Origin of the sequence: Aestuariivirga sp., assembly GCF_041738905.1 — a bacterium.
GTDB lineage: Bacteria > Pseudomonadota > Alphaproteobacteria > Rhizobiales > Aestuariivirgaceae > Aestuariivirga.
Map to the genome: position 1 here is coordinate 1 of NZ_JBGSOZ010000015.1, position 23293 is coordinate 23293.

The 23293-nt window shown below is 62.1% G+C and carries 26 protein-coding genes; 13 read left to right on the forward strand and 13 right to left on the reverse strand.

Translation table 11 applies throughout. The features are described 5' to 3' along the window. Nucleotides 1–53 precede the first annotated feature (53 nt). The 4 genes from truB to ACEW8Q_RS01080 all read left to right on the forward strand — a co-directional run bounded on the left by truB (nt 54) and on the right by ACEW8Q_RS01080 (nt 4654). On the forward strand, nt 54–971 hold the full coding sequence (gene truB, locus ACEW8Q_RS01065; RefSeq protein ID WP_373502200.1) for a tRNA pseudouridine(55) synthase TruB: 918 nt from the start codon (nt 54–56) through the stop codon (nt 969–971). 24 nt (nt 972–995) lie between these two features. Continuing rightward, nucleotides 996–1265: a 30S ribosomal protein S15 gene (gene rpsO, locus ACEW8Q_RS01070; protein ID WP_373502201.1), complete on the forward strand. Its 270-nt coding sequence runs from the start codon at nt 996–998 to the stop codon at nt 1263–1265. 175 nt (nt 1266–1440) lie between these two features. Continuing rightward, complete coding sequence (gene pnp / locus ACEW8Q_RS01075; RefSeq protein ID WP_373502202.1) at nt 1441–3597, forward strand: polyribonucleotide nucleotidyltransferase; 2157 nt, start codon at nt 1441–1443, stop codon at nt 3595–3597. Nucleotides 3598–3811: 214 nt separating this feature from the next. Further along, nucleotides 3812–4654, forward strand: a complete 843-nt coding sequence (locus ACEW8Q_RS01080; RefSeq protein WP_373502203.1) for an N-acetylmuramoyl-L-alanine amidase — start codon at nt 3812–3814, stop codon at nt 4652–4654. Nucleotides 4655–4707: 53 nt separating this feature from the next. Here ACEW8Q_RS01080 and ACEW8Q_RS01085 read toward each other — a convergent pair whose 3' ends face one another. Then, nucleotides 4708–5193 (reverse strand): fasciclin domain-containing protein, encoded by a 486-nt coding sequence (locus ACEW8Q_RS01085; RefSeq protein ID WP_373502204.1) that lies wholly within the window; start codon nt 5191–5193, stop codon nt 4708–4710. A 191-nt stretch (nt 5194–5384) separates the two neighbouring features. Between ACEW8Q_RS01085 and ACEW8Q_RS01090 the strand changes: the two genes are divergently transcribed. Then, nucleotides 5385–5870: a c-type cytochrome gene (locus ACEW8Q_RS01090; protein WP_373502205.1), complete on the forward strand. Its 486-nt coding sequence runs from the start codon at nt 5385–5387 to the stop codon at nt 5868–5870. Between the two features lie 60 nt (nt 5871–5930). Here ACEW8Q_RS01090 and ACEW8Q_RS01095 read toward each other — a convergent pair whose 3' ends face one another. Together ACEW8Q_RS01095 and ACEW8Q_RS01100 are read right to left on the reverse strand one after the other, a co-directional pair. Then, a complete protein-coding gene (locus ACEW8Q_RS01095; RefSeq protein WP_373502206.1) occupies nt 5931–6938 on the reverse strand; it encodes a carbohydrate kinase family protein in 1008 nt (335 codons plus the stop codon). Beyond that, the gene (locus tag ACEW8Q_RS01100; protein WP_373502207.1) at nt 6935–7924 is read right to left on the reverse strand and encodes a hypothetical protein; all 990 of its coding nucleotides are present in this window, start codon (nt 7922–7924) and stop codon (nt 6935–6937) included. Before ACEW8Q_RS01100 ends, ACEW8Q_RS01095 begins: the two co-directional genes overlap by 4 nt. A 114-nt stretch (nt 7925–8038) precedes the next feature. Between ACEW8Q_RS01100 and ACEW8Q_RS01105 the strand changes: the two genes are divergently transcribed. Continuing rightward, nucleotides 8039–8740 (forward strand): alpha/beta fold hydrolase, encoded by a 702-nt coding sequence (locus ACEW8Q_RS01105; RefSeq protein ID WP_373502208.1) that lies wholly within the window; start codon nt 8039–8041, stop codon nt 8738–8740. Here ACEW8Q_RS01105 and ACEW8Q_RS01110 read toward each other — a convergent pair. Together ACEW8Q_RS01110 and ACEW8Q_RS01115 are read right to left on the reverse strand one after the other, a co-directional pair. Next, nucleotides 8733–9551 (reverse strand): cytochrome c, encoded by an 819-nt coding sequence (locus ACEW8Q_RS01110; RefSeq protein ID WP_373502209.1) that lies wholly within the window; start codon nt 9549–9551, stop codon nt 8733–8735. The genes ACEW8Q_RS01105 and ACEW8Q_RS01110 overlap by 8 nt on opposite strands. Nucleotides 9552–9647: 96 nt before the next feature. Next, a complete protein-coding gene (locus ACEW8Q_RS01115) occupies nt 9648–10061 on the reverse strand; it encodes a cytochrome c (RefSeq protein ID WP_373502210.1) in 414 nt (137 codons plus the stop codon). 330 nt (nt 10062–10391) lie between these two features. Between ACEW8Q_RS01115 and ACEW8Q_RS01120 the strand changes: the two genes are divergently transcribed. After that, nucleotides 10392–10541: a hypothetical protein gene (locus tag ACEW8Q_RS01120; RefSeq protein ID WP_373502211.1), complete on the forward strand. Its 150-nt coding sequence runs from the start codon at nt 10392–10394 to the stop codon at nt 10539–10541. A gap of 90 nt (nt 10542–10631) precedes the next feature. Here the strand turns inward: ACEW8Q_RS01120 and ACEW8Q_RS01125 are convergent, their stop codons facing one another. Together ACEW8Q_RS01125 and upp are read right to left on the reverse strand one after the other, a co-directional pair. Next, nucleotides 10632–11426 carry a response regulator gene (locus ACEW8Q_RS01125; protein ID WP_373502212.1) on the reverse strand — a complete coding sequence of 265 codons (795 nt, stop codon included), beginning with the start codon at nt 11424–11426 and terminating at the stop codon, nt 10632–10634. 106 nt (nt 11427–11532) lie between these two features. Next, nucleotides 11533–12180, reverse strand: a complete 648-nt coding sequence (gene upp / locus ACEW8Q_RS01130; RefSeq protein WP_373502213.1) for a uracil phosphoribosyltransferase — start codon at nt 12178–12180, stop codon at nt 11533–11535. 260 nt (nt 12181–12440) lie between these two features. Between upp and wrbA the strand changes: the two genes are divergently transcribed. Continuing rightward, entirely contained in the window at nt 12441–13043 is a 603-nt protein-coding gene (wrbA, locus tag ACEW8Q_RS01135; RefSeq protein ID WP_373502214.1) for an NAD(P)H:quinone oxidoreductase type IV, read from the forward strand. Nucleotides 13044–13164: 121 nt separating this feature from the next. After that, nucleotides 13165–14154, forward strand: a complete 990-nt coding sequence (locus tag ACEW8Q_RS01140) for a hypothetical protein (protein ID WP_373502215.1) — start codon at nt 13165–13167, stop codon at nt 14152–14154. Between the two features lie 6 nt (nt 14155–14160). Here the strand turns inward: ACEW8Q_RS01140 and ACEW8Q_RS01145 are convergent, their stop codons facing one another. Then, entirely contained in the window at nt 14161–15261 is a 1101-nt protein-coding gene (locus ACEW8Q_RS01145; RefSeq protein ID WP_373502216.1) for a pyridoxal phosphate-dependent aminotransferase, read from the reverse strand. 16 nt (nt 15262–15277) lie between these two features. Then, on the reverse strand, nt 15278–16165 hold the full coding sequence (locus ACEW8Q_RS01150) for an NAD-dependent epimerase/dehydratase family protein (protein WP_373502217.1): 888 nt from the start codon (nt 16163–16165) through the stop codon (nt 15278–15280). A 205-nt stretch (nt 16166–16370) separates the two neighbouring features. Between ACEW8Q_RS01150 and ACEW8Q_RS01155 the strand changes: the two genes are divergently transcribed. After that, nucleotides 16371–17021 (forward strand): hypothetical protein, encoded by a 651-nt coding sequence (locus ACEW8Q_RS01155; RefSeq protein ID WP_373502218.1) that lies wholly within the window; start codon nt 16371–16373, stop codon nt 17019–17021. 37 nt (nt 17022–17058) lie between these two features. Here ACEW8Q_RS01155 and ACEW8Q_RS01160 read toward each other — a convergent pair whose 3' ends face one another. The 4 genes from ACEW8Q_RS01160 to ACEW8Q_RS01175 form a co-directional block, all read right to left on the reverse strand. Next, on the reverse strand, nt 17059–17277 hold the full coding sequence (locus ACEW8Q_RS01160) for a hypothetical protein (protein ID WP_373502219.1): 219 nt from the start codon (nt 17275–17277) through the stop codon (nt 17059–17061). Nucleotides 17278–17357: 80 nt separating this feature from the next. After that, nucleotides 17358–18002, reverse strand: a complete 645-nt coding sequence (locus ACEW8Q_RS01165) for a glutathione S-transferase family protein (protein ID WP_373502220.1) — start codon at nt 18000–18002, stop codon at nt 17358–17360. After that, on the reverse strand, nt 17999–18694 hold the full coding sequence (locus tag ACEW8Q_RS01170) for a Rieske 2Fe-2S domain-containing protein (protein WP_373502221.1): 696 nt from the start codon (nt 18692–18694) through the stop codon (nt 17999–18001). Before ACEW8Q_RS01170 ends, ACEW8Q_RS01165 begins: the two co-directional genes overlap by 4 nt. Next, nucleotides 18691–19605 (reverse strand): aromatic ring-hydroxylating dioxygenase subunit alpha, encoded by a 915-nt coding sequence (locus tag ACEW8Q_RS01175; protein ID WP_373502222.1) that lies wholly within the window; start codon nt 19603–19605, stop codon nt 18691–18693. Before ACEW8Q_RS01175 ends, ACEW8Q_RS01170 begins: the two co-directional genes overlap by 4 nt. 118 nt (nt 19606–19723) lie before the next feature. Between ACEW8Q_RS01175 and ACEW8Q_RS01180 the strand changes: the two genes are divergently transcribed. Genes ACEW8Q_RS01180 through ACEW8Q_RS01190 form a run of 3 tightly spaced genes read left to right on the forward strand, consistent with a single transcriptional unit; the run spans nt 19724 to nt 23278 of the window. Further along, nucleotides 19724–21289 (forward strand): ABC transporter ATP-binding protein, encoded by a 1566-nt coding sequence (locus ACEW8Q_RS01180; RefSeq protein ID WP_373502223.1) that lies wholly within the window; start codon nt 19724–19726, stop codon nt 21287–21289. Then, nucleotides 21282–22358: an ABC transporter permease gene (locus ACEW8Q_RS01185; protein WP_373502224.1), complete on the forward strand. Its 1077-nt coding sequence runs from the start codon at nt 21282–21284 to the stop codon at nt 22356–22358. Before ACEW8Q_RS01180 ends, ACEW8Q_RS01185 begins: the two co-directional genes overlap by 8 nt. Continuing rightward, on the forward strand, nt 22358–23278 hold the full coding sequence (locus ACEW8Q_RS01190; RefSeq protein ID WP_373502232.1) for an ABC transporter permease: 921 nt from the start codon (nt 22358–22360) through the stop codon (nt 23276–23278). The genes ACEW8Q_RS01185 and ACEW8Q_RS01190 overlap by 1 nt, the downstream gene beginning before the upstream one ends. Nucleotides 23279–23293 lie beyond the last annotated feature (15 nt).

A 23293-nucleotide genomic window follows, 5' to 3' on the forward strand; every position in this document is an offset into this window, starting at 1 on the left:
CGCGGGGCGCGTCCACCTTCTCCCACCTGCGGCGGGAGAAGGGGAAGGCGGGAATGACAAAACGCCAGAAGAACAAGGTGCATGGCTGGGTTGTGTTCGACAAGCCTTATGGCATGACGTCCACGCAGGCCGTGGGCAAGATCCGCTGGCTGTTCAATGCGGAAAAAGCTGGCCACGGTGGCACGCTCGATCCGCTGGCGTCCGGTCTTTTGCCGATTGCGCTGGGCGAGGCGACGAAGACTGTTTCCAATGCCATGGATGGCCGCAAGATCTACCGGTTTACGGCGGCCTGGGGGGCGGAAACTACGACCGACGATCTTGAAGGCGAAGTCTCGGCCAAGTCCGATACCCGGCCGACCAAAGAACAGATCGAGTCGATACTTCTGCAATTCACAGGCGTCATCCAGCAACGTCCGCCGGCATTCTCCGCCATCAAGGTCGATGGCGAGAGGGCGTATGACCTGGCGCGCGCTGGAGAGGCGGTGGAACTGGCCGAGCGCCCGGTCACCATCGAAGACCTGCGCCTCACGGACATTCCCGATCCCGATCATGCCACGTTCGAGGTGACCTGCGGGAAGGGGACCTATATCCGTTCCCTCGCCCGCGACATGGGCCGGGCGCTTGGCTGTCTAGGCCACGTCACCATGCTGCGCCGGATCGCGGTGGGGCCGTTTACCGAAGCGCACATGATTTCACTGGAAAACCTTGAGGAACTCAGCCATAAGGCCCCCGGCGGAAACGCCATGAATGGGGCTTTGCAGCCTATCGAGACCGTGCTGGACGGCATCCCGGCACTGGCCATTGATGAGATGCAGGCCCAACGCCTGAGGCAGGGACAACCTATCCTTCTCAGAGGCGCGAATGCTCCCATCGCTCATGAGGCGGTTCTGGTGACCTGCGGGGGAAAGCCCGTCGGCATCGGCGCAGTCGAGCAAGGATCGCTCAAGCCGAAGCGTCTGTTCATCCTTTGAACCCTTAACTGGAGATGGCCGAACATGACCATGACTGCTGAGCGCAAGGTTGCGCTCGTGAAAGAGTTTGCCACGAAGCCGGGTGATACCGGTTCGCCCGAAGTGCAGGTTGCGATCCTCACCGAACGCATCACCTACCTCACCGACCATTTCAAGACCCACAAGAAGGATAACCATTCCCGCCGTGGGCTTTTGACGATGGTAAGCAAGCGCCGTTCGCTACTTGATTATCTCAAGCGTATCGACGACGCGCGCTATCAGACCCTGATCAAGCGCCTCGAGATCCGCCGCTAAGGCGAATTTCACGAAGCAAGTACGAGCGGGCGGAACACCGAGTAGCCGCCCGCGTCCCCCCAATCTCAGAGTCAGGCAATAGGGCCGGGCTCAAGACTGGCCCAACGGGGATGCCGTCCACAGTGGTGGTGCACGTTTATCAAGCGGCGGCGAAGGGCTAGACAAGGAAAATCACATGTTCAATATCGACGTCGAAGAAATTTCGTGGGGCGGGCAGACGCTGCGCCTCGAAACGGGACGCGTTGCCCGTCAGGCCGATGGCGCCGTGTTCGCCTCGCTGGGTGAAACCACCGTTCTCGCCACCGCCGTTGCCGCGCGCAACGAAAAGCCGGGGATCGACTTCTTCCCGCTGACCGTCAACTACCAGGAAAAGACCTATGCCGCCGGCAAGATCCCCGGTGGTTATTTCAAGCGCGAAGGCCGCCCGACCGAGCGCGAGACGCTGATCTCGCGCCTCATCGACCGCCCGATCCGCCCGCTCTTCGTCGAGGGCTTCCGCAACGAGACTCAGGTCATCGCCACGGTTCTGTCCTACGACCTCGAGAACGATACCGACATTCTCGCCCTCGTCGCGTCCTCAGCCGCCCTTACCCTCTCCGGCATTCCCTTCATGGGCCCGGTCGGTGCGGCGCGCGTTGGCTACATCAACGGCGAGTACATCCTCAACCCCACGATCGAACAGCAGAAGCTCTCGGATCTCGACCTCGTCGTCGCCGGCACGCAGGATGCAGTGCTGATGGTCGAGTCGGAAGCCAAGGAACTCTCGGAAGAGATCATGCTTGGCGCCGTCATGTTCGGCCATCGCGGCTTCCAGCCGGTGATCGAGGCGATCATCCGCCTTGCCGAGCGTTCCTCGCGTGAACCCCGTGACTTCACCCCGCCCGACAACGAGGCGCTGTACCAGAAGGTGACGGCGATTGCCGAGGCGGATGTCCGCGCGGCCTATGCCATCACGACGAAGGAAGCCCGCCACGAAGCCCTCGCCAAGGCGAAGGACAAGGTGATGGCGGAACTGACCGGCGCCGACAAGCCGGACGCCGTGCCCGCCAACAAGGTGGGCGAAGCCTTCAAGCATCTCGAGAAGGACGTTGTCCGCAACTCGATCCTCGATACGGGTCACCGCATCGACGGCCGCGACACCAAGACGGTCCGCCAGGTCATCTCGGAAGCATCCGTGCTGCCGCGCACCCACGGTTCGGCGCTCTTCACGCGCGGCGAAACGCAGGCGCTGGTCGTCACCACGCTCGGCACCGGCGAGGACGAGCAGTACATCGACTCGCTCGACGGCACGAGCAAGGGCACATTCATGCTGCACTACAACTTCCCGCCCTTCTCGGTCGGTGAAGTGGGCCGCATGGGCGCCACGGGCCGCCGCGAAATCGGCCACGGCAAGCTCGCCTGGCGCGCCATCCATCCGCTTCTTCCGACCACGGACCAGTTCCCCTACACGGTCCGCGTCGTGTCCGAGATCACCGAGTCCAACGGCTCGTCCTCGATGGCAACGGTTTGCGGCACCTCGCTGTCGCTGATGGATGCGGGCGTTCCGCTGAAGGCGCCTTGCGCCGGCATCGCCCTGGGCCTCATCAAGGAAGGCGAGCGCTTCGCGGTGCTCTCCGACATCCTCGGCGATGAAGATCACCTGGGCGACATGGACTTCAAGGTGGCTGGCACGGAAGCCGGCATCACCGCGCTGCAGATGGACATCAAGATCACCGGCATCACGGAAGAGATCATGACGACCGCGCTGTGGCAGGCCAAGGATGGCCGCCTGCATATCCTGAGCAAGATGGCGGATGCCCTCACGGGTGCACGTGCCTCGCTGGGCGAGCATGCGCCGCGCATCGAGACGATCAAGATCCCCACCGACAAGATCCGCGAAGTGATCGGCACCGGCGGCAAGGTCATCCGCGAGATCGTTGAAAAGACCGGCGCCAAGATCGACATCCAGGACGACGGCACCATCAAGGTGGCCTCTTCCTCGGGCACCGCCATCGAGGCGGCGCTCAAGTGGATCAAGTCCATCGTCATGGAGCCGGAAGTGGGCGAGATCTATGACGGCAAGGTCGTGAAGGTTGTCGACTTCGGCGCCTTCGTGAACTTCTTCGGCGCCCGCGACGGCCTTGTGCATGTTTCGGAACTCGCATCGAAGCGCGTCAACAAGGTGTCGGATGTCGTCAACGAGGGCGATGCCGTCAAGGTGAAGCTCCTCGGCTTCGACAACCGCGGCAAGGTGCGCCTGTCGATGAAGCAGGTCGATCAGGCCACTGGCGAGGACATTTCCAAGAAGCAGTCGGAAGCGCCTGCCGAGGAAGAGGCACCGCAGGGCGAATAATCGCTCCGCATACGGAATGATTTCAGGGCGCGGGAGGGAACTTCCGCGCTCTCCTTTTTGCGAAATCCGAATTTGAGCTTTCTGTGGAGTTCAGCGAGCGTCAGGCCGCGCGCAACTCGCAAGGAGGCAGACCTCCCGACACTGACGTTGAGGCATTCCCTAAGGTCATTCCGTCTGGTAACGTAACCTTTCATGATGAGAAAGGACTCTGCCAATGGCGTTCAAGATCAAGGCTCACAAGCTGATGAACGATTCCTCAGCAGTGAATTTCGTGCAGTCGCCCAACGTCGGGGGAAAACTCGATCCCCGGTTCCTGGTCATTCATTACACGGCATCGGGCCCCGGATCCGACATTGCCGCCTATTTCTCCAAACCGGCCGCCAAGGTATCGGCACATCTGGTCATCCGGCGCGATGGATCGGTCAGCCAGTGCGTGCCGTTCGATGAAGTTGCATTTCACGCTGGAGACAGCCGCTGGACCGACAAGACCGGCAAGAAGTTCATCGGGTTGAACAAGTTCTCGATCGGGATAGAGATCGAGAACTGGGGTCCGCTCAAAAAGACAGGGTCCGGCTGGGTGTCATGGACGGGCCAACCTGTCGACGCGGGGAAGGTCATCGAGGCGCGCCACAAGTTCGGCGTGCCAAACGGCGGATGGGAGATCTACACCGAGGCTCAGATCGAATCCTCGATCGATGCGGCGGCGGCCATCTGCAAGGCCTACGGAATTGATGAAATTGTAGGCCACGATGATATTTCTCCTGGCCGAAAATCCGACCCGGGACCTGCATGGACGATGTCCTCGTTCAAGGCCAAGGTTTTCGGACGCTCGCAGTCGGATGACAACCTGATGATCGTCCGTTCTCCGAGCGGGCTCAATATCCGCTCCGGCCCCGGGATGGAACATGCCGCGGTAAGGCCGGATCCGCTGCCCGACGGGACAAAAGTCGTGGTGCAAGAAGCGAATGGCAATTGGCGCTTTGTGACCGTTCTCAACTCGAGCGGACAAATGGATTTTTCCGGTTGGGTTCACGGTGGATTTCTGTTTGAAGCCTGATCGACACGGGCGCGGCGATCTCCGCCGCGCCCATCAATCCGGCATGTGATGGATTACCTGCTCGGCAACATCACCGTGTCGATGACGTGAATGATGCCGTTGTCCGTCATGATGTCGGCTTTCACGACCGTGGCGTTGTCGACGGTCACACCGCTTGCATTCTTGGTGATGGCCAGCGTTCGGTCACCCGAGCCCTTCAGTGTGCGGACGTGGAAGGGACCGGCAAGCATCTGGTTCGAGGCGAGCTTGCGTGGCAGGACATGATAGGTCAGCACGGCCACAAGTTGATCCTTGTTCTCCGGCTTCAGAAGGTTCTCAACCGTGCCCGCTGGGAGCTTGGCGAAGGCTTCGTCGGTCGGTGCGAAAACGGTGAGGTTTTCTCCCGTGGCGAGCGCATCGGCAAGGCCGGCTGCTTGAGCGGCAGCGAGAAGCGTGCCGAAGCTGCCTGCCGACTTGGCAGTCTCGACAATGTTCGCCGCTGAAGCGGTTGCCGCCGTCAGGCAAAGCGACGCTGCCGCCGCAAGAATGATCTTGTGCATCGTGGTCTCCAGAAATGGATTTTGTTCAGGAAGGATCGCGGTAGTTGTGTTGATAAGTGGATTGCTTACTGCATGCCTAGAACGGCTCTCCGCCATGACCGGATTTCATGGCACTCTGCGCTTTGTGTCACAACTTCGTGAGGCGACAGGGAGCATGGAGTGACACACCTCAACTGCATGGGAGAACGGATATGAAATACACGATGACTGGAACAATCCTGCTCACCGGGCTTGTGGCCATGGCCGGAACGGCGTCGGCGGCAGAGGTTTCCGTAATGCGCGGCGAACAGGTTTCGATCTTTGCCGGGTGCCATGATTGCCACACTGCGGGCTACAATGAATCAGGAGGCAAGATCGACCCCGCCGCTGCGCTGAAAGGCACCGGCCTTGGGTGGCAAGGCCCTTGGGGCACCACATACCCTTCCAACCTGCGCCTCATTGCCAAGGACAAGGGGAGTGAGGACGCCTGGGTCAACTACGCGAAGACATTCCAGGCAAAGCCCCCTATGCCCTTCTTCAATGTTCACGCCATGGACGAGAGCGACGTCCGTTCGCTCTACCAGTACATTGTATCGCTGGGCGAACCGGGCGAAGCCGTGCCCGAATATGTGCCGCCGGGACAGGAGCCGAAGACGCCTTACATCGTGATCGTGCCGCCGATCATGCCGAAGGGCTGAGCTGCGCGGATGAGCGGCCGCCGAAGCTGGCTGGCCGCTCTCCTGCATTCCAAATTCCAATCAGCCTGAAAAGGAGCGGAGACCTCTTTGCTGGGCAAAGGCCAGACACTCCGTCCACGGACGAATGGAGGCCGAGGTGGTTGGCGAACGAAGCGAGGTTGCGGCTGCGGCATTGCCGAGGTCGAGGCATTTTTCCAGCGGCCAATCCTCGTGAATGCCGAAGAGAACGCCGGCATAGAAGGCATCGCCCGCGCCGACCGAGCCTGCGATTTCCCGCTGCTCGACCCTCACCGAGGGCCTCTTCACCACTTCGCCATTGCGCCTGACGGCGACAGCGCCGTCCGGATGGTGCACGCCCGCAAGTTCGCAGACGCCCATGTCGAGCAGCTTGCGGCATGCCGCTTCGGCGGCTGACCAGTCGAGTTGGGAACCTCTGGCGACTTCGATGCCGGTGATGCTGCCCGCCTCGTAGTCATTGACCACGAAGACATCGCAAAGCGGCAGGCAGGGCGGAACGAACTTCCGAAGAACGTCAGCCGGAACCGGACAAAGTTCAAGGCATGTCTTCATGCCGCGTTCGCGTGCGGCCCGCAGCAGCGTCCGCCACCCGTCGCTCTCGTCGAGGCCGCGCGCCACGCCGGGGCTGCCGAGGTAGTAGAGCTTGGCGTTGCTGTCGGCGGGCGGCAGCAGGTGTTCCACCGTCATGTGGTTGTTGACGCCCAGTTGCGCGAAGAAGGTGCGCCGCCCGGTATCGGCGCAGGACATCACATGCGTGTGGCTCGTCACCACGCCGGGAACGATCGACACGCGCGACGTATCGAGGCCATAGCTTCGGGCGCTCGCCAGCATGGCCTCGCCATAGGCATCGCCACCAGCCGTCGCCAGGAAGGTTACGGGGAAGGGGGCTCCCAGTTTCAGGAGCCCCGCACCCGCATTGTGAGGCGGGCCGCCGGCCGCGTGTTCAGTGCGGTCGATGAAGGCGAGTTTTTCTTCAGCCGGCCAGTGGTCGATGATGTGGACGATGTCGAGGACCGCGATCCCGGCAAGGACGATCCCGCTACGTGTCACTTTCCGTAGCCTTCGAGAACGGCTTCGGTGATCTTCATGTCGTCTTCGAGCTTGCGCTTGGGCTTCAGGTTCTTCTTGGCGAGCGTTGCGTGATAGGCGCGAACGGCTTCGTCCGGCTTGATCGCGCTTTCCAGCACGGGGCGGAACAGGGCCACGAGATCGAGCGGGCTTTCGGCCAGGTTGATCTTGCGTCCGAAGAGGGCGACGCGGGCACCGGACTTCTCGCCTTGCGACAGCAGTTCGAAACAATCGCGGGTGGTTCCGGCGGAACCGCCGAGAATGCCGATGACGAGAGCCGGGTCATGGCTCGCGAGTTCCTCCATGGCGCGGCGGCCGTTGAAGGGCATCTTGAGGAACAAGGGCCGCTCGGCGCGCGTCGTTCCCGTCAGCACACGGACGATCATGTCATTGACGAAGAACGGCATCATCTCGGGATCGAGGTTCTGCGGCGCGTTGGGGTTGAACACTTCGAGGAAGTGGCGGAACTTGTTCTTCACCGCATCCTCGCGGAATTCGCGGTAGGCTTCGACGCTCGCATAGTCGCGGTCGAGAATGTTGTTGAAGGTGACCGAGTAGAGGCCGAGATCGCAGAACTTGCGCACATGCGACAGGTTGGCGGTGCGCCACGGACGCGACGGCTCCTTCGAGAAGTTGGCTCCGCGTGGCAGCCAGATGTCGGTCGTGTCGTTGGCGCGGACGGCGGGCGTCACGGCTGACTTGTCGAACAGGCCCTCGGCGGCCAGTGCCTCGATGTTCGAGACGGAGGCCAGCATGATGTCCATCTGCTTTTGTTTGACGATGGCGCGGATCGTGTCGCGAAACTGCGGGATGGAGCGGTGCGGGCCGGACTGGTCGAGATAGTCGACAGCGCCCGTGCCGCGCACGCCGAAAGCATATTCCGGGTCCTTGGCATCGGCGAGGATGAAGTCGGCGGGCTTGTACTTGCCTGCCGCGATGGTCTTCAGCTTCTTGTCGAGGGATTTCATGGGCTGCCGCTTTCCTGCGAGTTGTTCCGGTGGCCTCTATGCAACGGGGGTGCTGCAACGGCAATGCCATTGTTGGGCTTTTCTGCGCAGCCATGACGGTGCAGGATAGGGGCCATGACAAATCTCGTGATGATTCCCGCCTTCGGCTGCGACGAGCGGCTCTACGCCGCCATCGTGCCGCTTCTCCCGTCCAATGTACTGTCCTCGACGATCATTGCGGATGGAGATAGCTTTGCGGCCTGCGTCGAACAGGTGCTGGCGCAGGCACCTGAGCACTTCGTGATCCTCGGCACCTCCTTCGGAGGCCGGGTGGCACTCGAGACGACACTCGCCGCGCCCGAACGGGTGAAGGGTCTTGTGGTCATCGGGTCTGGTCCAGGTCCGGTGGCGGATATTGCCGCCGGCCTGAGGCGTTCGGAACGGCTTCGGGCGGGGGAGGCGGCACAGGTTGCAGTAGAAATGGGCGAGATGATTGCGCATCTGCCCGGTCCCAATGGACCCGCCACGCGCCAGGCCTTCATCGACATGTGCGAGACGGTTGGCCCGGGTGTGATGACACGGCAGTCCGATTGCTTGGCCAAGCGGGCCGACCTGTGGCCCCGGCTGCACGAGATTTCATGCCCGGCGCTCATGCTGTGGGGCGTTCACGACCAGTTCTCCCCTGCCGCCGATGGACTCAGGATATCAGCATCGATGCCGAGGGGCCGTTACGTGGAACTGAGCGACTGTGGGCATTTTCCGACGCTCGAATATCCCGACGAGACGGCGGCGGCCCTCTCGCACTGGCTTCAGGATGCGGGGCTGTCGCCTACTTGAGGCTGGCGATGTATTCGCCGATGGCCTTGATGTCGGCTTCGGGCAGTTTCGAGATGTTCTGTTGCACCTTGCCCATGCCGCCGGATGAGACCTTGTCGTAGCCCATGATCTCTCCGTACTGGAGGGCCGAAGCGATGTCGGCGGCATCCTTGTAGCGGCCGCGTTCGATGACGCCGCGTAGGCTCGGCACCTTGCCATCGCCTTCAGGATGCGGCCCGCCCTGGAAGGCAAGCGACGTCTCGAGCACCATGGCGAAGTTGCGCGGCGTGTGGCACTCGGCGCAATGTCCGGGACCGTTCACCAGATAGGAGCCACGATTCCAGGATTCGGACTGGGCAGGATCGGGCTGCCAGGGCGTGGTATCGAGACCGACCCACTTCCACAGGCCCACGCCGCGGCGAACGAGAAAGGCTGCTGGAATACCGGCCTCGCGCGCGGGCGATGTCACGGGAGTGAGTGTGGCGAGATAGGCCTTGATGTCGAGAACGTCCTCCACCTTCATGTGGGCGTAGGACGTGTAGGGCAGCGCCGGAATGAGGTTCTGGCCATCGGGCGAGATGCCGCGCTGCACGATGTTGACGAATTCGAGGTCGGTCATCTTGCCGATGCCGGTTTCGGCGTCCGGCGTCAGGTTTGGTGGGTAAAACGTGCCGACAGGAGTCTTTAGCGATGCTCCGCCTGCGGGCAGGCCGGGGTCGACGTCCTTCAGGTCGGCGCCGGGCAAGTGGCAGGAGCGGCAGCCTGCGATGTTGTAGAGCTTCTCGCCATTGGCAAGATCGGCGGTGTGCTGCGGGATATCGGCGGCCGTCAACGGCTTTGGCGTGCTGAGAACCCAGCCAGCGGACAGTCCCAGCGCCGCGAGCAGCGCCAGGACCGATAATGTGCGTTTGGAGAAGAGTTTCAGGACTTAGCCCTTCGGACGGCGGAACTTCTCGTGGCAGCCCTGGCAGGACGCGCCGAGAGCCGGGAATGCGGCCTTGAAGGACGCTTCGTCAGCAGCGGCCTTCACAGCCTCGTTGGCCTTCCCATATGCCATGCCGGCCGCTTCAAAGCCAGCCTTGTCGGTCCAGATTTCATCCTTGGCATAGGTCTCGACCGCGCCACCAGCCTTGGTGTCTTCGCCCCACCATCCGGCCCAGCCGCCGCACGCGGCTGCCTCGTCGGCCATCGCCGCATCGATCGCGGCCTTGTCGAATGGCTTCTCGCCCTTCATCATGGGAACCATAACTCCCATCATCTTGCCATTGGCCTTCATGCAGGCTTGGCGCGATTCGATCGGACCCATCTCCGCCATCGCCGCTGACGCAAATCCAAGCGCCATCGCGCCTGCTGCTACAATCCTTACAAAACCCTTGGCCACCATAGACCTGCTACCTCCGTTTTGATTTGAGATGTTATCCGGGAATATCCCCAAACAGTTTACGCGAGCATCTGTCACCTATTCCATCACAATTCTGTGTCGAATGCGCCACAGCGTAAACGCAGTGTTCATCATGCCGCAATCATGCCCGGATCGCGCCCATCCTCTGCCGCAAGCCGGGACCATGTAACGATGCAATTCGCATGAATGGAGGATGAACGCGACATTCCGGGCCGGTTCAGGGGATCTGGCTTAGGGTGTCTTTAAGTTCAATCGCTTACAATGATAAACATGACCAAGGTGGAAGACATGGCCCAGTCTCAGGACACAAAGCAAGTGCAACCGGCGAAGCGCAAGGTGGTGCTCAGCCCGGAGCTCAACGAGTTCCTTCACATGATGAAATCGCTCGAGACGGAACTGAACCAGAAGCCGGCGCGCTGACGCCGCAAACGGTGAAAGACGGCACAGAGGGCGGGGTTTTCCCGCCCTTTGCCTTTTCAGCCCAGCCCTTGCCTTTTCAGATTGAATGTATCAGCCGCGCAGCCCAAGGACGGTGTCGCGCGCGGCGGCGAGGAGCGTTTCCAGTGCCGCGTGCCGGTCCTGCTCGGAGGCGGCGTGCCGGACATTCTGGGCCGACCAGGTCAGGCGCGGCGCGGCGAAGGTCCGGCCCATGTTGGCGAGCTTGGTGGCAAAGAGAAGAATTGCGCCGTCCTGCTGGCCCGACCGCACATGTTCAAGCTGGTTGGCGCAGACTTCGATGTCGCGGCAGGCGTTTTCGGCCAGTTGCTGCCAGATCGGTTCGGTAATCCCCGTGCGCAGCAACAGAAGATGGTCTTCATCGATCACTTGCGGGTGCGGTTCGGGTGCCTGGACCTTGTCCTGCTGCCAGTGAAGCGCGGCCTTTACGGCTTCATGCAATTCGTTGCGGTTGGCGGGCTTGGGAAGGGCGATGTCGAAGGTGTCGCGCCAATGGCCGGTGCGGACCGAATCCGCCAGGAAGGCTGACAACGCCATGAGCGGCGTTCCACTCGCCAGCCCGCCCATCCTGCGGATGGACCGGGCCGCGGTAATGCCGTCCATGATCGGCATTTCGATGTCGAGCACGATGACGTCAAAGCTCTTTTCAGCGGCGCAGTGCACGGCTTGTTCGCCATGTACGACGGCATCGACGTCGCAACCCATGCCCTTCAGCATGGCGGCCGTCACGATGCGAACCGGATCACAGTCCTCGGCCAGAAGCAGACGGGGCCGGGCTCCGTTTGCCGCCCGCAGACTGAGCGAGTTGCGCGGCGTTCCGGCGATGCTTGCGGCCTGCTGTGTCATCATCCGTCCCAATTCAATCCGATGGGAAGACGATAGGGGTGAAAAGGTTTGTGATTGGTGAGCGGTTAACGGCGCTTGCTGATATGGTTAACGGCTGATGTAATTCGACTTATTTGGTGCCGAACATGCGGTCGCCCGCATCGCCTAGGCCGGGAACGATGTAGCCGTGGTCGTTCAGGTGGCTGTCGACGGCGGCCGTATAGATCGGCACGTCGGGGTGTTCCGCCGCCACGCGCCTGATGCCTTCAGGCGCCGAGAGCAGGCAGACGAGGCGGATGTCCTTCGCGCCCTTTTCCTTGAGCTTGGTGATGGCATAGGAGACGGAGTTGCCGGTGGCGAGCATGGGATCGACCACGATCACGGGGCGCTCGTCGATGTCCGACGGGACCTTGAAGTAGTATTCGACCGGCTGCAGCGTCTTGGGGTCGCGGTAGAGGCCGATGTGGCCGATGCGAGCCGACGGCATCAGGTCGAGCATGCCTTCGAGCAGGCCGTTCCCGGCGCGCAGGATCGACACGATCACCAGCTTCTTGCCCTTGAGGATGGGCGCTTCCATTGCCGCGACCGGGGTTTCGATCTGCTGCGTCGTCATCGGCAGGTCGCGGGCCACTTCATAGGCCAGCAGCAGGCTGATCTCGCGCAGGAGCTGGCGGAACACGGCGGAAGGCGTGTTTTTGTCGCGCATGAGGGTAAGTTTGTGGAGCACCAGGGGGTGGTCGACCACGACGAGCGTCTTGGGCAGATCTGTCCCGGCCATGGCTTTTTCTCCTTCAGGCTTCGGAGAGTGTTTTGCGGAAAGGAGGCGCCAATTTCAAGGCTTGGCGGCACTCATCCACGGTTTTGCGCATTCCGTAGTGAAAGAGGCTTGCACCGGGTGACGGTCTTGATTATATCCGTAACGACAATCGTTACACTAATGACCGGGATTTCGCTGGCAGAACGACAGAATGCTGCCGGTGCCAACCGTTGGGCCCAATCCCATCACCCTCTCACAACATCCAAACTGAAGGAAAGACCATGACGAAAGTTCTCGTTCTCTACTACTCCGCCTGGGGCCACATGGAGCAGATGTCCTATGCCGCCGCCGAAGGTGCCCGCGAAGCCGGGGCCGAAGTCGAGGTGAAGCGCGTTCCGGAACTGGTGCCCGAGGAAGTCGCGAAGGCCGCATGGTACAAGATGGACCAGAAGGCGCCGATCGCCAAGCCGGAAGAACTTGCCGACTACGATGCCATCATCTTCGCCTGTGGTACGCGTTACGGCACCATGGCCGCGCAGATGCGGAACTTCATCGACCAGACCGGCGGGTTGTGGGCCAAGCAGGCACTGGCCGGCAAGGTGGGCTCTGCCATGACGTCTTCCGCCACGCAGCACGGCGGTCAGGAATCGACCATCCTCGGCTTCATCCCCACGATGATGCACCACGGCATGGTCGTCGTCGGCCTTCCCTATACCTATCAGGGCCAGATGGGCGTCGATGAAATCCGTGGTGGTTCGCCCTATGGCGCCTCGACGGTGACCGCGGGCGACGGCAGCCGCCAGCCGGCCCAGCACGAACTCGACGGTGCCAAGTACCAGGGCAAGCATGTCGCGACCATCGCGGCCAAGCTCGCAGCGAAGTAAGCCTCAAGACATCTGGCGCCCGTCTCCGTCTCAGGGGGCGGGCGCCGTTTTCGTTTCAATAATTATGACCGCTTGAACCTGCTTCGGTCTATTGCTCGCCCAACATTCATGGGAGGCGGCAATGGCGGCACCGAACAAAAGTCTGGGACTGGCGGCAAAATATGCGCGCACACTGCAACGCGCCTTCGCGTCCTATCGCGAAGAGCTCTACCCGAACATGGACCACATGTTCGAGGAGAGGCCCAAGTCTGGCCCTGTGGTCTTCGTCGCCGATCATGCGGACGAAAATCTTCTCATTCCGCCGCTCCTCGATCCGGCGCAACGCCAGCAGTTCATCGAACTCGTTCCGGCTGGCCTGCGGCACCAATGGTTTCGCAGCATGCAGAGTTCGCAAGCGCTGGCGCAGTCGGTGTTCGGCACCATCGCCATCAGCGGACAGGTATCTTGCCTTGCTGGCATAACCGCCGAAGATGGGCAGCCGGCCTTTGGAGCGCTCGTGGACGGCACGCCACTCGAACTCGAGAAAACGATCTCGACGCTGAAGGAACCGAGGCCCACTTCAATCGATGTTTGGCTCGGAGGTGCACTCCGCGTCGCTGTCGAATGCAAGTTCGCGGAGACAGATTTCGGTCAGTGCTCGCGCCCGAAGCTCAGGCCGAGGGACAACAACCACGAACATGGTTTTTGCGACGGCACCTATTCCCGCCAGCGCGGCCGGCAGACAAATTGCTCGCTGACCGAGGCCGGCATCACATACTGGCAGCATCTCGACGCGTTGCTGGGCTGGCCCGCGGACATGGAACATCGCCCGTGTCCGCTGTCATCGACCTACCAGCTGGTGCGGAACCTGCTGGCCGTCTGTGTTGGGGAAGATGGCGTCCTCAACATGGCGGCGGGTCATGTGCTGACAGTCTACGACGCCCGGAATCCGGCGATGGCGGAAGACGGCACTGGCCACTGGCAATGGACGTCGGTTCATCAGGCCCTGAAACAGCCGAACCTCTTGCGGCGGCTGTCGTGGCAATCGCTTCTGGCGCAGTTGCCGGACGAACCCAGGCTCATCCGGTTGAAACAGCAGCTTGCCGCCAAGTACGGACTCGAAGCGGCGTAATCCCTGTCACCCCGCCGCCTTCAAGGCCTTCGGCAATTCGTCCGCGAAGATCGCCAGATCCGCCGCTGTTCCCGCCGTCACGCGGATGCAGCGATTCAGCGGAGCCACGCCGGGCATGCGGACGAAGACGCCTGCCGCCACCAGCGCATCCAGCACGCGTTTCGCATAGGCGCCATCGCGGCCGCAGTCGATGGTGACGAAGTTGGCGGCGGAGGCAAGCGGGACAAGGCCATTGCCGCGGGCAATTCCCGAAATCTCGTCGCGGGCTGCGGCGACCTTCGTGACCACGTTCCGCAGGTGAGTCTGATCTTCCAGCGCGGCGACACCTGCGGCCTGGCCCATGCGGGTGACACCGAAATGATTGCGGATCTTGTCGAAGGCGGTGATGAGGCTGGCATGGCCCACGCAATAGCCGAGCCGCATCCCGGCCATGCCATAGGCCTTCGAAAAGGTGCGAAAGCGCAGCACGTTCGGATTTGAAACATCCAGCGGCGGCAAGGTGCCTTCGGGTGAAAATTCGCCGTAGGCCTCGTCCAGCATCAGCAGCGCGCCTTCAGGCAATCGTGCGATGAAATCCCCGACCGACGCTGCCGGCCACCAGCTTCCCATCGGGTTGTCAGGGTTGGCGAAATAAATGAGCCGCGCCTTCTCCCGCGTGGCGAGATCGAGCAACGACTGAGGGTCTTCGCGGTCGTTCACGTAAGGCATGGTGACGAGCCTGCCGCCGAAACCCTGCACATGGAAATTGAACGTGGGGTAGGCACCGAGCGAGGTGGCAACCGTCACGCCCGGCTCCACAAACAGGCGCACGGCATATCCGAAGAGCCCGTCGATGCCCTCTCCCACCATGACGTTTTCGGGGCCGACGCCAAGATGCTTTGCCAGTGCCGCCTTCAGATCGTGGTTCTCTGGGTCGCAATATTGCCAGACCTCCGCTGCCGCCTGCTGCATGGCCGTCACCACTTTCGGCGACGGCCCGAATACGCTCTCGTTGGCGCCGATCCGTACACGGAACATCGTGCCGGTCCGGCGTTCAAGTGCCTCCGGGCCCACGAAGGGCACGGAGGAGGGCAGGGTTTCGATCAAGGGCGTGAAGGGAAGCGGCATGACCCTCAAGACCTGCTCAGACGTACTTCCGCCAGTCGTGTTCTTCCTTGAAGCCGAGCACTTCACGAATTTTCCGGTTCGAGAGTGGAGCCTCGTTGCCCTTCATCTCGCGCTTCAGCGGGATATGGGGCACGTATTTCTTCAGGAACTCGGCGGTCGGTTCCTTCGTCGTGATGGTGTCGTTCACCGCGTTGAAGACCTGGAAGCCCAAGCCGTCCTTCTCGATGCAGAGATGGCAGATCTGCCCTAGGTCGCGGGCGTCGATATAGCTCCAGGCATTGCGCTTGCGTGTCATCGGCTTATCGAGAAAGCCCTTGAACATGGAATACTCGTGGGGTTCGATAACGTTGCCGATGCGGAGCGCATAGATGTCGGCGCCGTAGCGCATGGCGAAGGCGCGCGCCGTCTTCTCGTTCAGGACTTTGGAGAGACCGTACGAGTCCATCGGGTCGCTGTCGTAGTCTTCGTCCAGCGGGAAGTGATGGTAGTCCTTGTCACCTTCTGCAAAGCACACGCCATAGGTCGTCTCGCTGGATGCGATGATGACCTTGCGGATGCCCAGCTTCATTGCCGCTTCGATGACGTTGTAGGTAGAAATGGTGTTGACCGCGAACGTGGTGTTGTCCGGGTTGATCAGCACGCGCGGCACGGCGGCAAAGTGAACGACAGCGTCGAGCGGACCGGGCACCTGGCCCTTGTCATAGCCTTCGAAGCCGAAATGCATGGACAGCGCGTTGAAGACCTGACCTGAATCCGTGACGTCGGTGATGAGCGTGTTGACACCCGGACAGTCGAGCGGCTTCAGGTCGACGTTGAGGATCTCGTAACCCTTGGCCTTGAGCCAGGGCACGACATGCTTGCCTGCCTTGCCCGAGCCACCCGTGAAGACGATGCGCTTTGCCATTGATGCCATCCTGTTGGTGAGAGATGGCTTGTTAGGAGACAAGCCGGGATCAGGCAAGGCCGGAATGCCGGATCAAGGCCGCCCCAATCCCAAATGCATTCTTACCCTGCACCCCGCAATTTCATGGCGAGCGGGAGGTGTTCTGCAACCGTGCTTCTTAACAGGCCAGTGAAGCTCAACCGCTATGGTGCAGTCAGGAGCAGACATGACAGCCATGAACGCCATCGACCTGAACCTGCACCGCGCGGAAGCCCATGGCGGAACGCGCAGCGGAATGCATGTCCGTCCGTTGATGGCAGGCGGCCAGCGGGCCGCCACGGTTCTGCTGTCGTCCAGCCAGTGTCCCGCCCAGGCGCACAGCGACACTCTGCAGCCGTCGGTTTCCATCACCTATGACCGCCACGCCATCGACAGCAACAGCGGCACCTTCTCGGTGCGGATATCGCTTCACAACAAGTCAGCACATGTGGCCCATGAGCCGTTTCTCTGCTTGCCCATCTTCGGCCTTGAGCTTTCGCCCGCCGTGGGCTGGACAATGCAGGACATCAGTTCCATCCGCCGGCTGCGCCGCTTCGGCCCTGGCCGTGGCGAAGACCTCGCGCCTGGCAGCAGCGTGCATTGCTGCAACATCTCGCTTCTGTTCAACGCCCTCGACGGCGGCCAGGTGGAATTCGATGCGGGCTCCTGGCATCCCGTCCACGACCTGCCGGATCTGCGCCTCACCTGCGTTGCGGGCGCCGGGAACTTTCCGTCCGAACGACTGCCACTGGTCGTCCCGGCGGTCACGCTCACCGGGTTTCTGGCCCAGCTGATGGTCATGGGGGAGGTCCCCCAAGGCCTCATTCCGCAGGCCTAAGTTCCGGAGTTCAGTGCTGCAAGGCCGCATGAAGGCGCTATCGATGGCTCGCGCGCGGTTCCTGGCAGCGGAACCAGCCACCGGAGTAGTTGATGATGGGCCGGGCACCATTCGGATACTGCGGGCCGTTGCAGGCCCTGACAGCTTTCTCATAGAGGGCCTGATCGGCGGCGGACCGGCTCCAGGCGAGTTCGGCCGGGAGCGCGAAAAACGTGATGGCCGCAGCGGTCAGAGTCAGCCTCGGAAATCTCATCATTGCCTCCTTGGTCACGATCAACAGTGTCTGTTCCGGCGTTGATATGGGAGGCGCCGTGTTCCGGCACAAGCGCCCGGCAATCAGCGCGCCGGGCTGGCGGGGAATACGCCGGGCATGACGTTGAAGCCGCGAATGCGGCGGAAGCGGTCGCACCAGCGGCGGATGGCCGGATAATCCTGCCGCGAGATGCCGCCTTCCTCGCTCAACATGATGTATGGAAAGCAGGCGATGTCGGCGATCGTCGGGTGTCCCGTCGAGCAGATCCAGTCCTGCCCATCCTGTTCGGCGAACCACAGGTGTTCGTCCAGAATGCGAAACTGGCGATGCGCGCCGGCGCGGCAGGCCGCGATGTCCACATCGTGGTAGAACAGGCCGTCATGCAGCCGTGCCGCAGAAGCGGTGGATGTAATGGCATCCGCGAAGGAGAGCCACTGCGCGATGCGGCCAAGGGCTCCCGCATCGTCTTTCGGATACCACTTTCCGGTGCCGTCAAATTTCGCTGCGAGATAGACGAGGATCGCCTGCGCGTCCCGCAGCACATAACCTTCATCGTCGATGACAGGGATCTGGCCCAGCGGATTGAGCTTCAGGAACCAGTCGCTCTTGTGTTCACGGCCCGGATAGAAATCGACGAGATGCGAGGTATAGGGCACGCCCAGCATGGAGAGCAGCAGGCGGACCTTGTAGCAATTGCCGGAGAGTTCGTAGTCATAGAGCGTGATCATGCGGCGGCTCCGGCCTTCGCTTCGAGCCTGTCGCGAAGCCTCGTCATCCAGTCGTTGTGAAACCGTAGAAAGGAGATCTTGTCTTCGCCCGCCAGAGAGGCCGTCCCCCTGATGATCGCGCGGCCTTCATCCACCGGCTGCACGAAGACCGAAACACCATTGCCCGCAAGTTCGAAATCCGCGACGCGCTTCAGCGGGACATCTCCTTGCGTGGACAGGGCTTCAACAACAGTATCCGCGGGCTCGCTCACCGGAATGCTGCGGAGGACAACACCTTCCGCCACATCACCTGCTGCCAGGGATTGTGGCGCATCTGTTCCGTTCACGGACGACCATATCAAGCCATGGCGCTCGACCGACGGATACACCTGGTTGCAGATGAGGCGGGCAGGCGCGTTCTCAGGGTGAGCCGGGATATAGGTGCAATTCGAGGTGCGATTGGAATAGAGCCAGCCGTGATACTGGCACTTCAACTGGTCGCCCAGATTGTGCCCGAGCGACAGGCGCACGCCGCGATGCAGGCAGCGGTTCTCCCACACGTTGACGAAACCATCGTCGGCCCGCCACACGGCAAACTCCTGTCCGAGCAGTTGTGCGTGATAGACGTGGCGAAGCGGCAGATCATGGCTGGCAGCGATGGGGAACCAGCGTGTTTCAAGCGAGGCGTCGGTCATAGCGGAGGCAAGACTCATGCGGCGGTGGCGTCGGCGGCGGGAATGGTGCCGTAGGTGATGCCCTTCCCGGTCAGCCAGCGGCGATAGGAAATCGAAGACTTGTCGGCACGCACCGGCATCTCGGCACGCGGGTCGAGCGGCAGGCGCTTGGGGATCTGGTTCTCGAGGATCGGCTTGTCCTGACCGAAGATCTTCTGCTGGAAGGCCTTGATGGCGGTGTCGGTGCTGTCATGGTCGACGATCGACATCAGGAGATTGGCGGCCACATGTTCCTCGTCGAGCGGCTGCAGGAAGATGGTGATGACATCGAGCCGTGTCTCGTCGGCGGGGCAGGACTTGTAGAGAATGGCGCAATAGGGGTGAGGCACGCGGTAGATGTATTCGACCTCCATGCCGCCAGTGGCCGAGAGTGCCGCCATGGGCTGGAAGAACTTGCACTTCGTCGCCAGCACCTCGTCGCGCTCGGCTGAAATTTCCACCGTGTAGTCCTTGACCTCGGGCTTCTCCTCGATGCCGAGATAGTTGGTGTGGACGAAGGGGAAGTGCCCCATGTCCAGAAAGTTCTCCACAGCGCGTGGAGCAGAGACATGGACCTGGAACGTGGCGCAGTGGACGTTGCGGCGGTCCGGTTCCGCATATTCCGGGATCGGGAAGAGATCGGGCTTCGGCGTGCCGAGTGATGTCCATACATAGCCGAAGGCGAGCTTCACGGGGAGCGGCGAACTTGCCAGTTCAGGCTCGAAGCGCTGGCCGTGGCGGAGGCCGGGGGCGGGGCGCCAGGCATGGATGTTTCCGCTGCCGTCCCTTGCCAGCGCCACAGGCTCGCCAAGGAGTTGCGTGAGCTTCACCTTGGCCGGGACCATGTCTTCAACGGCGCCCACGACATGCCACATGTCGAGAACCACCTGATCTGCACATTTTCCCGTCATCTGAGGCAAACTCCGCCTGTTCATCCTGTTGAATAGTAAAGGGCAGGGGATTGTTGTCCACCTGGTTTTGCGACATGCTCACTTCAAAAGAAGACGCTAGGGGGACGACCAGAACGCGATGACGGTGCCGTTGCAGCATCCGAAACATGCGGCATTGCAGAATGACGGACTGCTGGTGCTGGATGGCATCACCAAGGCCTACCCTTCAGTCGTTGCGAATGACGGCGTGTCGGTGGCCTTCCGCAAGGGCCACATCCACGCGATCCTCGGCGAGAACGGTGCCGGCAAGTCGACGCTGATGAAGATCATCTTCGGCGTGACGCAGCCCGATTCAGGCACCATGCTCTGGAAGGGCGAAGCCGTTGCGCCGCGCGGGCCGGCACATGCCCGAGCACTCGGCATCGGCATGGTGTTTCAACACTTTTCATTGTTCGAGACGATGACGGTTGCCGAGAACATCTCCTTCGCGCTGCCGCTTCCGCTGAAAGAATTGTCCGCGAAAATCCGCGATCTCGGCGAGAGGCTCGATCTGGTGGTCGATCCCGGGCAGCCGGTGCATGACCTGTCGGTGGGCGAGCGCCAGCGCGTCGAGATCATCCGGTGCCTGCTGCAAGACCCCGAACTCATCATCATGGACGAGCCGACGGCGGTGCTGCCGCCCTCGGGCATTCCGAAACTGTTCCAGACATTGCGCAAACTGGCGGATGATGGCCGCGCCATCGTGTTCATTTCGCACAAGCTGCAGGAGATCCGCGAACTCTGCCACACCGCCACCATCATGCGGGCAGGGCGCGTTGTCGCCACCGTCGACCCGACGGTGACGCCGGAAAGCGAACTGGCGCGGCTGATGGTGGGTTCAGCCATTCCAGCGCCGAAGCGCGACAGCCATGGCTTCGGCACGTCGCCTGCGTTGAAGATCGAGTCTCTCGATCTTCCAGCGCCCGATCCCTTTGCCGTGGCGCTGCGGGATGTGTCGCTCGAGGTGTTTCCGGGTGAGATCGTCGGCATCGCGGGAGTCTCCGGCAATGGCCAATCGGAACTGGTGAAGGTGATTTCCGGCGAGACGAGGCTCGGTGCATCCGGAGCGGGTGCGGTACGCCTCGGCGGCGAGGCGATCGGATCGCTTCGCGCGGGTGGACGGCGCGCGCGGGGCATGGCCTTCGTTCCGGAGGACAGGCTCGGGCGCGGTGCCGTTCCTTCGCTCAGCCTTGCCGACAATGCGCTCCTTACCGCACCTGCCCGCAGCTTTGCGCCAAAGGGGCTGGTCAGTTTCAGCAAGGTGAAGGACCTCGCCTCCGCGATCATCGCCGCCTATGACGTCCGCTGCGGCGGGCCCGATGCGCTGGCGCGCAGCCTTTCTGGCGGCAACCTGCAGAAGTTCATCGTGGGGCGCGAGACGGCCCTTGATCCGAAGCTGCTCATCGTGGCGCAGCCGACATGGGGCGTGGATGTGGGGGCGACCGCCGCCATCCGCCAGAAGCTCATCGATCTGGCCAAGAAGGGTGCCGCCGTTCTCGTCGTTTCCGATGATCTCGATGAGTTGCTTGAAATCACCGACCGCATCCATGTGATGTTCCGTGGACGCCTTTCTGATGGGCACCGGGCTCCCTTCGACCGCAATGCCATCGGCCTCGCGATGACCGGCTTTATCGCTGGCGAAGAGAGGGCGACGGCCCATGCTTGACCTCGCGCTGGTTCCCCGCACCGAGCGCTCCCGAAGTGCTCCCATCGTGGTGCCGCTCATTGCCGTGGTGCTCACGCTCATCTGCGGCACGCTGCTCCTCTCGCTCATCGGCAAGTCCCCCGCCGCAGTCGTCCACTCGTTCTTCATCCAGCCGCTCTCGAGCCTCAACGGCATTGGCGAAATCATCCTCAAGGCAGGACCCCTGATCCTCATCGCGCAAGGGCTTGCCATCGGCTACCGGGCGAACGTGTGGAACATCGGCGCGGAAGGCCAGCTTATCGTCGGTGCCATCGCCGGTGCCACGCTCGCCATCATTTTCGAGACTTCGAATTCGGTGTTCCTGCTGCCGGCCATGATGCTGGCCGGTGCCGCAGCCGGCGCCGCCTGGGCGGGGATTGCGGCCTTCCTCCGTGTGCGATTCTCGGCGAGCGAAATCCTGACGAGCTTCATGCTGTCGAGCGTGGCGCTGCAGCTACTCTACTATCTCGTCACCGGCCCATTGCGCGATCCGATGGGCATGAACTTTCCACAGTCGATCGTGTTTGGCAGCGCCGCACTCTTCGACGTGCTCATTCCCGGAACGCGGTCCAACATGTCGATCTTCGTCGGGCTCGCGGCGACGGTTCTTGCGTGGTTCTTCATGTCGCGCACCATTCACGGCTTCCGCCTCGTCGTCGGCGGCATGGCGCCCGATGCGGCGCGCTATGCGGGTTATTCCTCGGCGCGCGCAATCTGGCTGAGCCTGTTGATCGGCGGTGCCTGTGCGGGGCTCGCGGGCGTTGGCGAAGTGGCGGGGCCCCTCGGCATGCTGCAGCGGAACCTGTCGCCTGGCTATGGCTATGCCGCCATCATCGTGGCCTTCCTGGGCGGGCTCAATCCCATCGGCATCGTGTTCGCGGCGCTTCTCATGGCGCTGCTCTACGTGGGGGGCGACTTCGCGGTCGTCTCGGCGGGTGTTCCCAATGCCTCGGCCACCATTTTGCAGGGCATGCTGCTGGTGTTCTATCTTGCAGCCTCGCTGCTGTTCACGCATCGCATCGTGCGTAAATCGGTAAAGGTGGCGGCATGATCGATACGCTGGTCTTCGTCATTGGCGGCATGCTGGCGGCAGCCACCAGCATTCTCTTTGCGTCACTTGGAGAGACCGTGTCGGAGCGCGCTGGCGTTCTCAACCTGTCGGTCGAGGGCATGATGGCGACGGGTGCAGCGGCGGCCTTCGGCATCGCCACGCTTTCGGGCTCACACGCGCTGGGTTTCATTGGGGGCGGCCTTGCAGCGGGGCTGCTTTCCATGGTCTTCGCAGCGCTTGTGCTGGTGTTCTATGCCAACCAGGTGGCGGCTGGGCTGGCGGTGGGCATCCTCGGGCTGGGCATCTCGGCCTTCATCGGCAAGCCCTTCGAGGGCAACACCATCGAGAAGATTCCGAAGCTCGACATTCCGGGGCTCTCGGATGTTGTTCTCGTGGGGCCTATTCTCTTCCATCATGACGTGATGGTCTATCTCGCCTGCGCCATGATCTTCATCGTCGCCTATGTGCTGAAGCGCACGCAGCTTGGCCGCATGATCCGCGCGGTGGGAGAAAACCCGCAGGCCGCGGCCTCGAATGGAATCCCCGTGCGCCTTGTGCGCTGCGGGGCCATTGGGTTCGGAGGCTTCATGGCGGGCATCGGCGGGGCCTATCTCTCGACGGCCTATACCGCGCTCTGGGCGGAAGGCCTCATTTCGGGGCGTGGGTGGATCGCGGTGGCGCTGGTGGTCTTCGGCTCGTGGCTGCCGTTCCGCGTGGCGCTCGGCGCCTATCTCTTCGGAGGCATCTCGCTGCTTGAGCTATCGCTGCAGAGCCATGGCGTCAAATTGCCATCGCAACTGCTTTCCGCCTCGCCCTATCTTGTGACCATCCTGCTTCTGGCGTTTATTTCCCGCGATCAGTACCGCTTGCGGCTGAGCCGGCCGATGGCGCTGGGGCAGACCTACAGAAACGAAAGCTAATCCATCAGGAGGAAT

Bases quoted from the DNA above. Each gene is read 5' to 3' on its own strand.
- ACEW8Q_RS01105 (WP_373502208.1), top strand. From the start codon at position 8,039: ATGACAAATCTCGTGATGATTCCCGCCTTCGGCTGCGACGAGCGGCTC.
- ACEW8Q_RS01170 (WP_373502221.1), bottom strand. From the start codon at position 18,694: ATGAGTCTTGCCTCCGCTATGACCGACGCCTCGCTTGAAACACGCTGG.
- rpsO (WP_373502201.1), top strand. From the start codon at position 996: ATGACCATGACTGCTGAGCGCAAGGTTGCGCTCGTGAAAGAGTTTGCC.
- pnp (WP_373502202.1), top strand. From the start codon at position 1,441: ATGTTCAATATCGACGTCGAAGAAATTTCGTGGGGCGGGCAGACGCTG.
- ACEW8Q_RS01155 (WP_373502218.1), top strand. From the start codon at position 16,371: ATGACAGCCATGAACGCCATCGACCTGAACCTGCACCGCGCGGAAGCC.
- ACEW8Q_RS01100 (WP_373502207.1), bottom strand. From the start codon at position 7,924: ATGAAATCCCTCGACAAGAAGCTGAAGACCATCGCGGCAGGCAAGTAC.
- ACEW8Q_RS01090 (WP_373502205.1), top strand. From the start codon at position 5,385: ATGAAATACACGATGACTGGAACAATCCTGCTCACCGGGCTTGTGGCC.
- ACEW8Q_RS01175 (WP_373502222.1), bottom strand. From the start codon at position 19,605: ATGACGGGAAAATGTGCAGATCAGGTGGTTCTCGACATGTGGCATGTC.
- wrbA (WP_373502214.1), top strand. From the start codon at position 12,441: ATGACGAAAGTTCTCGTTCTCTACTACTCCGCCTGGGGCCACATGGAG.
- upp (WP_373502213.1), bottom strand. From the start codon at position 12,180: ATGGCCGGGACAGATCTGCCCAAGACGCTCGTCGTGGTCGACCACCCC.
- ACEW8Q_RS01125 (WP_373502212.1), bottom strand. From the start codon at position 11,426: ATGATGACACAGCAGGCCGCAAGCATCGCCGGAACGCCGCGCAACTCG.
- ACEW8Q_RS01165 (WP_373502220.1), bottom strand. From the start codon at position 18,002: ATGATCACGCTCTATGACTACGAACTCTCCGGCAATTGCTACAAGGTC.
- ACEW8Q_RS01115 (WP_373502210.1), bottom strand. From the start codon at position 10,061: ATGGCGCTTGGATTTGCGTCAGCGGCGATGGCGGAGATGGGTCCGATC.
- ACEW8Q_RS01185 (WP_373502224.1), top strand. From the start codon at position 21,282: ATGCTTGACCTCGCGCTGGTTCCCCGCACCGAGCGCTCCCGAAGTGCT.
- ACEW8Q_RS01150 (WP_373502217.1), bottom strand. From the start codon at position 16,165: ATGGCAAAGCGCATCGTCTTCACGGGTGGCTCGGGCAAGGCAGGCAAG.
- ACEW8Q_RS01180 (WP_373502223.1), top strand. From the start codon at position 19,724: ATGACGGTGCCGTTGCAGCATCCGAAACATGCGGCATTGCAGAATGAC.
- ACEW8Q_RS01120 (WP_373502211.1), top strand. From the start codon at position 10,392: ATGACCAAGGTGGAAGACATGGCCCAGTCTCAGGACACAAAGCAAGTG.
- ACEW8Q_RS01085 (WP_373502204.1), bottom strand. From the start codon at position 5,193: ATGCACAAGATCATTCTTGCGGCGGCAGCGTCGCTTTGCCTGACGGCG.
- ACEW8Q_RS01160 (WP_373502219.1), bottom strand. From the start codon at position 17,277: ATGATGAGATTTCCGAGGCTGACTCTGACCGCTGCGGCCATCACGTTT.
- ACEW8Q_RS01140 (WP_373502215.1), top strand. From the start codon at position 13,165: ATGGCGGCACCGAACAAAAGTCTGGGACTGGCGGCAAAATATGCGCGC.
- truB (WP_373502200.1), top strand. From the start codon at position 54: ATGACAAAACGCCAGAAGAACAAGGTGCATGGCTGGGTTGTGTTCGAC.
- ACEW8Q_RS01080 (WP_373502203.1), top strand. From the start codon at position 3,812: ATGGCGTTCAAGATCAAGGCTCACAAGCTGATGAACGATTCCTCAGCA.
- ACEW8Q_RS01145 (WP_373502216.1), bottom strand. From the start codon at position 15,261: ATGCCGCTTCCCTTCACGCCCTTGATCGAAACCCTGCCCTCCTCCGTG.